This is a genomic window from Paracoccus sp. PAMC 22219 (assembly GCF_000787695.1).
Lineage (GTDB): Bacteria > Pseudomonadota > Alphaproteobacteria > Rhodobacterales > Rhodobacteraceae > Paracoccus.
Genome location: NZ_BBPH01000120.1, coordinates 22,401 through 32,816 on the forward strand (window position 1 = coordinate 22,401; position 10,416 = coordinate 32,816).

Annotated in this window: 8 protein-coding genes and 2 pseudogenes; 9 read left to right on the plus strand and 1 reads right to left on the minus strand. The window is 65.1% G+C overall.

Annotation, left to right across the window (positions count from 1 at the left end):
* Positions 1–70: 70 nt before the first annotated feature.
* The 6 genes and pseudogenes from adh (at position 71) to TY51_RS21145 (ending at position 5,425) form a co-directional block, all read left to right on the plus strand.
* Positions 71–1,596, plus strand: a pseudogene (gene adh, locus TY51_RS13525) (aldehyde dehydrogenase).
* 82 nt (positions 1,597–1,678) lie between these two features.
* The gene (locus TY51_RS13530; protein ID WP_042250272.1) at positions 1,679–2,734 is read left to right on the plus strand and encodes a DNA topoisomerase IB; all 1,056 of its coding nucleotides are present in this window, start codon (positions 1,679–1,681) and stop codon (positions 2,732–2,734) included.
* On the plus strand, positions 2,731–3,060 hold the full coding sequence (locus TY51_RS13535; RefSeq protein ID WP_042250274.1) for a DUF779 domain-containing protein: 330 nt from the start codon (positions 2,731–2,733) through the stop codon (positions 3,058–3,060). Before TY51_RS13530 ends, TY51_RS13535 begins: the two co-directional genes overlap by 4 nt.
* A gap of 70 nt (positions 3,061–3,130) precedes the next feature.
* Positions 3,131–4,048, plus strand: a complete 918-nt coding sequence (argC, locus tag TY51_RS13540) for an N-acetyl-gamma-glutamyl-phosphate reductase (RefSeq protein WP_042250276.1) — start codon at positions 3,131–3,133, stop codon at positions 4,046–4,048.
* A gap of 148 nt (positions 4,049–4,196) precedes the next feature.
* Positions 4,197–5,171 carry a calcium-binding protein gene (locus TY51_RS13545; RefSeq protein WP_042250278.1) on the plus strand — a complete coding sequence of 325 codons (975 nt, stop codon included), beginning with the start codon at positions 4,197–4,199 and terminating at the stop codon, positions 5,169–5,171.
* Positions 5,138–5,425: a M10 family metallopeptidase C-terminal domain-containing protein gene (locus tag TY51_RS21145; protein WP_081995025.1), complete on the plus strand. Its 288-nt coding sequence runs from the start codon at positions 5,138–5,140 to the stop codon at positions 5,423–5,425. Before TY51_RS13545 ends, TY51_RS21145 begins: the two co-directional genes overlap by 34 nt.
* 838 nt (positions 5,426–6,263) lie before the next feature.
* Here TY51_RS21145 and TY51_RS23535 read toward each other — a convergent pair.
* Positions 6,264–6,471: pseudogene (locus TY51_RS23535) on the minus strand (integrase core domain-containing protein); the annotation flags it as partial.
* Between the two features lie 374 nt (positions 6,472–6,845).
* Between TY51_RS23535 and TY51_RS13550 the strand changes: the two are divergent.
* The 3 genes from TY51_RS13550 to pstA all read left to right on the plus strand — a co-directional run.
* Complete coding sequence (locus TY51_RS13550; protein ID WP_042250279.1) at positions 6,846–7,877, plus strand: substrate-binding domain-containing protein; 1,032 nt, start codon at positions 6,846–6,848, stop codon at positions 7,875–7,877.
* 101 nt (positions 7,878–7,978) lie between these two features.
* The gene (pstC, locus tag TY51_RS13555) at positions 7,979–9,184 is read left to right on the plus strand and encodes a phosphate ABC transporter permease subunit PstC (protein WP_042250281.1); all 1,206 of its coding nucleotides are present in this window, start codon (positions 7,979–7,981) and stop codon (positions 9,182–9,184) included.
* Positions 9,181–10,416 (plus strand): phosphate ABC transporter permease PstA (gene pstA, locus TY51_RS13560; protein WP_042250283.1); only part of this gene is annotated, 1,236 nt, incomplete at its 3' end. The genes pstC and pstA, both read left to right, overlap by 4 nt.

The window sequence follows — 10,416 nt, forward strand, 5'->3', positions numbered from 1 at the left end:
CCTTGCGGGACCGTGACCCCATACCCGGACCGGGAGATCCGGGGTCTGACACTCTTTGGAGGAGGAACCGATGCCGAACGATCAGACGCATGAATTCAAGGGCGTGGGCGTGATGCCGTTTGCCCGCCGCTATGACAACTTCATCGGCGGCGAATGGGCAGCCCCCAAGTCGGGGCGCTATTTCACCAACACCACCCCCATCACCGGGGCCGAGATCGGCGAGATCGCCCGATCCAATGCCGACGACATCGAGGCGGCGCTGGACGCGGCCCACAAGGCCAAGGGTGCCTGGGGCCGCACCTCGACCACCGACCGGTCGAACGCGCTGCTGAAGATCGCCGACCGGATGGAGGCCAACCTGGAGCTGCTGGCCACTGCCGAGACCTGGGACAACGGCAAGCCGATCCGCGAGACGATGGCCGCCGACCTGCCGCTGGCGATCGACCATTTCCGCTATTTCGCGGGCGTGCTGCGCGCGCAGGAAGGCGGCATCAGCCAGATCGACGACGACACCGTGGCGTACCATTTCCACGAACCCCTGGGCGTCGTGGGCCAGATCATCCCGTGGAACTTTCCGCTGCTGATGGCCTGCTGGAAGCTGGCGCCCGCGCTGGCCGCCGGCAACTGCGTGGTGCTGAAGCCTGCCGAACAGACCCCCGCCACGATCATGCTGTGGGCAGAGCTGATCGCCGACATCCTGCCGCCGGGCGTCTGAACATCGTCAACGGTTTCGGCCTTGAGGCAGGCAAGCCGCTGGCGTCGAACCCGCGCATCTCCAAGATCGCGTTCACCGGGGAAACCACCACCGGTCGCCTGATCATGCAGTACGCGTCCGAGAACCTGATCCCGGTCACGCTGGAACTGGGCGGCAAGTCGCCCAACATCTTCATGGAGGATGTCTGCCGCGAGGATGACGATTTCTTCGACAAGGCGATCGAGGGTTTCGTGATGTTCGCGCTGAACCAAGGCGAGGTCTGCACCTGCCCGTCGCGCGCCCTGATCCACGAGCGGATCTATGACCAGTTCATGGAAAAGGCGCTGAAGCGCGTCGAGGCCATCGTGCAGGGCGACCCGCGCGACAGCGCCACGATGATCGGCGCGCAGGCGTCGTCGGAACAGAAGGACAAGATCCTGTCCTATTTCGACATCGGTCGCAAAGAGGGCGCCGAGGTGCTGATCGGCGGCGAGGCCGCGGATCACGGCGGAGAACTGTCGGGCGGGTTCTACATCAAGCCGACGGTCTTCAAGGGCCACAACAAGATGCGCGTCTTCCAGGAGGAGATCTTTGGCCCGGTCGTGTCCGTGACCACCTTCAAGGACCAGGACGAGGCGCTGTCGATCGCCAACGACACGCTGTACGGGCTGGGCGCGGGCCTGTGGTCGCGTGACGCGAACACCTGCTATCGCTTTGGCCGCGCCATTCAGGCGGGCCGGGTCTGGACGAACTGCTATCACGCCTATCCGGCCCACGCGGCATTCGGCGGCTACAAGCAGTCGGGCATCGGGCGCGAAAACCACCGCATGATGCTGGACCACTATCAGCAGACCAAGAACATGCTGGTCAGCTACAGCCCCAAGAAGCTGGGCTTCTTCTGAGACTTTGCGGGCGGCCTTCGGGTCGCCCGCAACCCGCACCGATCCTGCGGCGTTGGGCCAGACGCCACCTGCGGAGCGCGCCATGCCCAAGGACAGCATCATCGACCCCGAAGACGCCGCGATCAGCGCAGGTCTGACCTATGTCAACGACGACATGCCTGGCATCACCCGCATTCGGTCGGGCAAGGGGTTCTCCTACAAGGGGCCGAACGGGCGCACCATCGCCGACAAGGCCGAACGCAAGCGGCTGGCATCGCTGGCCATTCCGCCCGCCTATGGCGACGTCTGGATCTGCCCCGATCCGCGCGGCCATATCCAGGCCACCGGGCGCGACGCCAAGGGCCGCAAGCAGTACCGCTATCATCCCGACTTCCGCGAATTGCGCGACAGCAGCAAATACGACCGTATGCTGGAATTTGCGCGCGGCCTGCCCAAGCTGCGCGCCCAGGTCGATGCCGACATGGCGCGCCGCGGCCTGCCCGCCGAAAAGGTTCTGGCGACCATCGTGTTCCTGCTGGAAAACACCATGATCCGGGTGGGCAACACCCGCTATGCGCGCGAGAACAAGTCCCACGGGCTGACCACGCTGCGGATGCGCCACGTCACGCTGGACGGCAATCAGGTCCGCTTCAAGTTCAAGGGCAAGTCGGGCAAGGAATGGAACCTGGGCCTGCGCGACCGCCGCATCGCCCGGATCATCCGTGCCGTGCAGGAGATCCCCGGCCAGCACCTGTTCCAGTATGTCGACGATGACGGCACCCGCCGCCAGGTCACCTCGACCGAGGTGAACGACTATCTGCGCCAGATCACCGGACGCCAGATCACCGCCAAGGATTTCCGCACCTGGACCGGCACGGTGCTGGCCGCCTTGGCGCTGGCGGAATACGAAAAGGCCGACAGCGAGGCCGCCGCGAAACGCAACGTGCGCGACGCCATCGAATCGGTCGCGGCGCGCCTTGGCAACACGCCCACCATCTGCCGCCAGTGCTATGTGCATCCCCAGATCATCGACGCCTATCTGGCGGACGAACTGAAGCTGGAGATCGCCGGCACCATCGACGACACCTTGACCCAGACCGACCTGCGCCCCGAAGAGACGCAGGTTCTGCGGTTCCTCAAGAAGAGGCTGAAGACATGAGCACCGTCACCGCCACCCCCGCCGCCCTTGACCTGATCGCCGAGATCGTGGCCGATCACGGTCCGGTCCTGTTCCACCAGTCGGGGGGCTGCTGCGACGGGTCGTCGCCGATGTGCTATCCGCAGGGCGATTTCCGCATCGGCGACCGCGACATCCGGTTGGGAGAGATCGGCGGCGCGCCCTTCTACATCTCGGCCAGCCAGGCCGAGGCCTGGGCGCATACCGACCTGATCATCGACGTGGTGCCGGGACGCGGCGGCATGTTCAGCTTGGACAACGGCCGCGAGAAGCGGTTCCTGACCCGGTCCGAGATGTGCAGTATCTGAGGTCCAAGCAGCGTTGTGACCGGGGCAGGGCTGCGCTAGACACGGGCGACACCTGCGAAAGGCTTGCCCCATGACCCACAGCGTCTTCATCGATGGCGAGGCCGGCACCACCGGCCTGCAGATCCGCGACCGCCTGCTGGGACGCGACTACATCCGTCTGGTCCAGCTGGACCCCGCGATGCGCAAGGACCCCCAGGCCCGCGCCGACTGCTTTGCGCAGGCCGATGTCGCGATCCTGTGCCTGCCGGACGCCGCCGCGCGCGAGGCCGTGGCCCTGACCGCGGACATGGACGTGCGCCTGATCGACGCGTCGACCGCGCACCGGATCGACCCGGACTGGGTCTTCGGCTTTCCGGAACTGGCCCCTGAGATGCGCGAACGCATTGCCGCCGCGCGGTTGGTCAGCAATCCCGGCTGCTATTCGACCGGCGCGATCGCCATCATCGCGCCGCTGGTCGCCGCCGGGCTGATCGACGAGACAGAGGCCCTGTCGATCAACGCGGTCAGCGGCTATACTGGCGGCGGCAAGGCGATGGTCGCGGATTATGACGCGGGCACCGCGCCCGTGCATTTCGTCTATGGCCTGGACCAGCGCCACAAGCACATCCCCGAGATCATGACCCATGGCGGCCTGCTGCTGCAGCCGGTCTTTGCGCCCGCTGTCGGGAATTTCGCGCAGGGCATGGCCGTCCAGCTGCCGCTGCACCTGGACGACGACCGCAGCGTCGCGGCGCTGCACCAGGCGCTGGCCGACCATTATGCGAACGAGGCCTTCGTTCAGGTCGTCCCCGCCGCCCAGATCGGTGCCCGCATCGACCCGACTGCGCTGAACGGTAGCAACGTGCTGCGCCTCAGCGTGCATGGCGACGACGAGGCCGGATGCGCGACCATCGTCGCGGTGCTGGACAACCTGGGCAAGGGCGCGTCCGGTGCCGCGGTCCAGAACCTGAATATCATGCTGGGACTGTCCGAGGGCACCAGCCTCTGACAGTTCCCCGCAACCCTTGCGAGAAAGTTAACGACGCCGCGCGATAGGTTTTGACGCCTGATCAGGCAAAAGGTTAATGCAAGATTGTCCGGACGGGGCAATTTTGTGCATCGTTATCCGGACATGGTATTTGTCATAGGGTTTGACGATGGCACAGATTTACGCCTTTCGCAGTTTCGACCAATTGAATTTCGACCTCAGCCCCATTCATTTCAACGCGATAGGCGCCGAGTTCCAGAACGACAGCTTCACCCAGAACCGCGGTCGTGTGATCGAGGACCTGCTGGTCGTGGCCTATGAGGAGCGTGGCGACTTCTATGGAATCGGCTTCGGAGGCACCGGGTTCCGGTCCGACGGCAGCCGGATCACCGGCGGCAACGTGACGCTGATCTCTCAGGTCTCCAGCGACGGGTTCGGCTATGAACCGACTTGGGAGGTCGACCGGATCAGCATTCCGCTGGCAGACCTCTATGACGCGATGACGACGCGCAGCACCGTGGATGACCAGCGTCTGGTCTCGCGGGCGCTGTCGGGCAACGATGTCTTCACCCTCAGCTTCGAAGACGACCGCGCGTTTGGCATGGCGGGCAACGATACCCTGTACGGCAATGGCGGCAACGACATCCTGGGCGGTGGCGTGGGCAACGACATGCTGTTCGGAGGCTCGGGGTCCGACCGGCTGCAGGTCGACGCGGGCAACGACCTGATCGACGGCGGGGCCGGCATCGACACCGTCGTGCTGCAGGGCGCCCAAGGCGGCCGCATCGACCTGGCGCTGACCGGGCGGCAGGACACCCGCCACGGCCTGGACACCATCCGCGGGGTCGAGAATGCCGATGGCGGCGCAGGCAACGACACGCTGTTGGGCAACGCGCAGGGCAACCTGCTGCGCGGCAATGCGGGCAACGACTGGCTGGAAGGCCGCGCGGGCAACGACGCGCTGGAGGGCGGTTTCGGCAACGACCGTCTGCATGGCGGGCTGGGTGCGGACCGTCTGGCCGGCGGTCAGGGCAACGACACGCTGATCGGCGGACAGGGCGCGGACCTGCTGGCCGGGGGTGCGGGGCGGACACGTTCGTCTTCGGCGGGCTGGCCGACAGCCAGGGCAGCCAGACCGACCTGATCATCGATTTCCAGCGCGGCAGCGACCGGATCAACCTGTCGGGCATCGACGCGGACTGGCTGACCCCCGGGAATCAGGCGTTCCAGATGACCGATGGTTTCGAACCCGGTCAGGGCGCGCAGCTGATGGTTCAGTACGTGCCGCAGACCAACGTGACGCGCGTGGTGATGGACGTGAACGGCGATGGCCGTGCCGATGGGCTGATCCGCCTGTCCGGCCAGATCTCCCTGACCGAGGCGGATTTCATTCTGTGACGTGACGGTCTGGGGCGCGAGGGAGAACAAGCCTTCAGTTGCGACGGTGCTCTGGTGACGGATCGAGGCGTGGCTGTGGCACGGGCCGCCCTTGATCCGGACCTGTCCGAGATGTCGGCTTGCGCAGTTGATTGAGGAAGCTAACGGCAACCCATGCTGCGGCCTTTTCCTGGAACGGGCAGGTCCGCAACCTGGCCAGGATCGCAGCCCTGATGAAAGACGTTTTCGGGCTTCAGACGGAGCGTGACATTCGCAAGACGGGTGAGGCCATGATCCGCCATTGGTCGGAGGACAACAGTCTGCGGCTGATTTCGTGCGCGATGTGACACAAGGTTCGCCTTTGTTGCCATGTACCGTCCCACCTGGTCGGTCGGCCTTACGAGACGCAGTTGGGTTTGCGCTCCGGCCTCCACGCCGGGCCGCGCGGCCAGCACCCAATGATGGCAAGCGGATCACGGCGACCATGACGCGTTTTTAGGCCAGAGATCGCACCTATGGTTCGCGCGTAGGCGGGATGTTCCGGAGGAGGGACAGGTCTGCAGCGGACCCTGCGGCTGATGCGATGCAATGCCTTGGGGGGCAGGCCCCCCGGCGCCGTGGTAATTCCAGGGACGATGGGGACGCTTCCTCATTGCAGACATCAAGGCGGTGAACGTCACCGATTCAGGTGAATCGGCGAGGCTTGACCGGGACTTTCAGGCAGAGCGGCCGACCGAACGTAGCTGGCTGATTTACCGTCATCCGAACCGCCGAGGGCTGTTGACCTGCCCGCGCTGGTTTCTCGTTCGTCACGAGAGTCTGCCGGTTTAAGATTGATAATCGGCGGATGGATCAGGGCAAGCGTCCGGCGCGCCTCCAGTCGCTTCTGGTTTCCGAACGAGGAGTGCGGCCTGACATCGGTGTCGTCGTAGCGCCAGAGAGTGATTTTGCGGGGCGCATTGTCCAAGGTGTCTAAGGTCTCGTTTGGGTAACCGTACATGATCACCGTCGCGCAGGCTGCCTTTCCAGGACTCGATGAAGGCATTTTGCTGCGGCTTGCCGGGATCGCTCCATTAAGGGCAGGGCGAGAGTTGGATCTGGTCTTTGCATCAGGATATGTGCCTCCACGTCCTGCAAGATTGTGGCGTTTGACCCGGTCTGTCGAAAAGGAACGCGTATCCATCCGATGACATCGCGATGGATTTCCGCTTCGTCACTGGCAGGAAAGCTTCGTCTGAAGGACCGGCCGCGCTGATCGCCCGCCGATATCCCGATTTCGCGAAAGACGGCGCCGAATGCTGAGCCGCCAGCAGGTGCCACACACCGTGACCTTGCCGACCAGCGCATTTCCATTGTCATGCAACGGTCACAATTCGTCACTATTAGTGTCATGAGCCTGTAGTAACAGTCGCTGGCAAGCTCACTCCACAGGAGAAGACATATGACATATTCAGGCTTTGCCGCCACTGCGCTGTCCGTGATCGCCCTGACCGCATCCGGCGCTGCCGCGCAGTCGCGTGATCAGGTCCAGGTTGCCGGTTCGTCGACGGTGCTGCCCTATGCCACCATCGTGGCCGAGCTGTTCGGCGAGAACTTCGACTTCGGCAGCCCGGTCATCGAATCCGGCGGGTCGTCGACGGGTCTGCGCCGCTTCTGCGAAGGCGTGGGCGAGAACACCATCGATGTCGCCAATTCCAGCCGCGAGATCCGCGAAACCGAAGTGGCGGAATGCGCCGCCAACGGCGTGACCGACATCATGGAAGTGCGCATCGGCTATGACGGCATCGTCTTTGCCAGCGCGCAGTCCGGCAACAGCTTTGCGTTCACGCCGTCCGACTGGTTCAACGCGCTGTCGGCCAAGGTCGTGCGCGACGGCGCCGTCGTCGACAACACCGCGGCCAACTGGTCCGAGGTGAACCCCGCCCTGGCCGACCAGGAAATCCTGGCCTTCGTGCCCGGCACCCGTCACGGCACCCGCGAAGTGTTCGACGAAAAGGTGATCCTGCAGGGCTGCGAGGACACCGGCGCGATGGAGGTCTTCACAGCCGAGATGGGCGAGGAAGAGGCCGAGGCCGCCTGCATGACCCTGCGCACCGACGGTCGTTCGGTCGACATCGACGGCGACTATACCGAGACGCTGGCCCGCATCGGGTCGTCGCCCAACGGCATCGGCGTGTTCGGCCTGTCCTTCTACGAGAACAACACGGACACGCTGCAGGTCGCGACCATGGGTGGCGTCACCCCCTCGACCGAGACGATCGCGTCGGGCGAATACCCGGTGTCGCGTCCGCTGTTCATCTACGTCAAGAAGGCGCATATCGGCGTCATTCCGGGCGTCAAGGAATTCGCGGAGTTCTTCGTTTCCGATGCCATCGCCGGTCCCGACGGCCCGCTGGCAGCCTATGGCCTGGTGTCGGACCCGGAGCTGGCATCCGTCCAGCAGGCCGTGGCCGATGAAGTGACCATGCAGTGATGACAAGCCGGACCGGCGCGGATCCACGCGCCGGTCCGACCTTCCTGTTTCGCTGCTGAAGAAGCCGTCACCTTTCCCGTCGCCATTTCCGAGGTTCCCTGATGCCAATGTCCTGGGCCCTGCTGGCCGCCATGCTGCTGGCGACGGCCGGATTTTACATCGGACGCAGCCGCGCCTATTCGGCGGGCGGCAGCGATGTCCGAAACCTGCACAGCCGTCCGACATATCACGGCTTTAGCGTGGCGCTGTCCGTGGTGCTGCCCGCCCTGATCGTCCTGGTGCTGGCCTCGGGGCTGCGCATGTCGGGCGTGATCCCTGCCACCTCGAATGCGGTTGCCGGTCTGCTTGCACTGGGTGCGTCGGTCGCGGGGCTGGGATGGGCGATGACCCGGATCGATGGCAGCTTTCGTGCGCGAAACTCTGTCGAACGGATGGTCCTGGGGCTGATGATCTTCTGCTCGATGATCGCCATCGCCACCACGCTTGGCATCATCCTGTCGCTGATCTTCGAAACCATCAGCTTCTTTCGGCAGTACAGCCTGACGGAATTCTTCTTCGGGACGACGTGGTCGCCACGGTTCGAGGGGAATTCGCGCCTGGGCATGCTGCCGCTGCTGTGGGGAACGCTGTATATCAGCTTCATCGCACTGCTGGTGGCGGTGCCCATCGGCCTGCTGGCGGCGATCTATCTGTCGGAATATGCCAGCCCCCGCCTGCGCAGCATCGCCAAGCCCGCGGTCGAGGTTCTGGCCGGCATCCCCACCATCGTCTATGGCCTGTTCGCGCTGGTGACGGTGGGGCCGATGCTGCGCGACTGGATCGCGCAACCCCTGGGCCTTGGCAATTCCGGGTCGTCGGTGATGACCGCGGGGCTGGTCATGGGGATCATGCTGATCCCGTTCGTCAGCTCTCTGTCCGACGACATCATCAACGCGGTGCCGCAAAGCCTGCGTGACGGGGCCCTGGGCCTGGGGTCCACCCCGTCCGAAACCGTGCGCAGCGTCGTGCTGCCCGCCGCCCTGCCGGGCATCGTGGGCGCCATCCTTCTGGCGGCCAGCCGCGCCATCGGCGAGACGATGATCGTGGTGCTGGGCGCCGGTGCCGCCGCCACGATCAGCGGCAACCCCTTCGAGGCGATGACCACCATCACGGTCAAGATCGTCAGCCAGCTGACCGGCGACAACGACTTTTCCTCGCCCGAGACGCTGGTGGCCTTTGCTCTGGGCCTGACGCTGTTCGTCATCACCCTGGCCCTGAACGTCATCGCGCTTATCATCGTGCGCAAGTATCGCGAGCAGTACGAATGACCGATCATCCCCGCGCCCCCGCCACCAAATCCCTGTATGTCCAGGACGCGCGCACCCGCCGCCGCAACGCCGCCGAGAAACGGTTCCGCGCCTATGGCCTGACGGCCATCGCACTGGCCTGCGCGATGCTGGCGGTGCTGGTCTTCACCATCGTCCGCGACGGGTCCAGCGCGTTCCGCCAGACCTATCTGTCGATCCCCGTGGCGCTGGACGCGCAGATCCTGGACCCTGACGGCAACCGCGACCCGGCAGAGATGGCGGGGGTTCTGACCCTGTCCTATGGGCAGGTGCTGGACCGCGCGCTGGACGCGGCGGTGTCCGGGCTGAACCTGCAGATCGACGGGTTGGAAAGTGGCGATGTCGACGGCCTGATCTCGCGGGACGCGTCGGCGCAGCTGCGCAACCGCGTGCTGGCAGAGCCGGAGCTGGTCGGGCAGGTCGTCGACGTGAACGTCCTGGTGAACGGCCGGATCGACGGATACTTCAAGGGCCGCGTCACGGCCGAAACCGCGGCGCGCGACAGCAACGTATCCCCCCAGCAGCTGCTGCTGGCGCAGGCGCTGGCCGACAACGGCACGCTTGTCACGCGGTTCAACTGGGGCTTCCTGACGCTGCCGGACGCGTCCGACCAGCGCCCCGAGGCCGCGGGCGTCGGCGTGGCGATCCTGGGGTCCCTCTACATGATGCTGGTGGTGCTGGTGCTGGCGGTTCCGATCGGAGTCGGCGCCTCCATCTATCTTCAGGAATTCGCGCCCAAGAACCGGTGGACGGACATGATCGAGGTGAACATCGCGAACCTCGCGGCGGTGCCGTCGATCGTGTTCGGGATCCTGGGCCTGGCGGTGTTCATCAACTTTGCGGGTCTGCCGGCATCGGCACCCATCGTGGGTGGTCTGGTGCTGACCCTGATGACCCTGCCCACGATCATCATCGCGACACGGGCGGCGCTGCAATCCGTGCCTCCCTCGATCCGCGACGCGGCGCTTGGGGTTGGCGCGTCCCGCATGCAGACGGTGCTCCACCACGTCCTGCCGCTGGCGATGCCCGGCATTCTGACCGGGACGATCCTGGGCCTGGCGCAGGCCTTGGGAGAGACCGCGCCGCTGCTGCTGATCGGGATGGTGGCGTTTGTCCGCGAATATCCCGGAGCCCCGCCCGAAGGTCTGTTCGATCCGGCATCGGCGCTGCCGGTCCAGGTCTACAACTGGACGCAGCGGAGCGATCCTGCGTTT

Coding starts and splice junctions, on each gene's coding strand:
- argC (WP_042250276.1), top strand. CDS start 3,131: ATGACCCACAGCGTCTTCATCGATGGCGAGGCCGGCACCACCGGCCTG.
- TY51_RS13545 (WP_042250278.1), top strand. CDS start 4,197: ATGGCACAGATTTACGCCTTTCGCAGTTTCGACCAATTGAATTTCGAC.
- TY51_RS13550 (WP_042250279.1), top strand. CDS start 6,846: ATGACATATTCAGGCTTTGCCGCCACTGCGCTGTCCGTGATCGCCCTG.
- TY51_RS13535 (WP_042250274.1), top strand. CDS start 2,731: ATGAGCACCGTCACCGCCACCCCCGCCGCCCTTGACCTGATCGCCGAG.
- pstC (WP_042250281.1), top strand. CDS start 7,979: ATGCCAATGTCCTGGGCCCTGCTGGCCGCCATGCTGCTGGCGACGGCC.
- TY51_RS13530 (WP_042250272.1), top strand. CDS start 1,679: ATGCCCAAGGACAGCATCATCGACCCCGAAGACGCCGCGATCAGCGCA.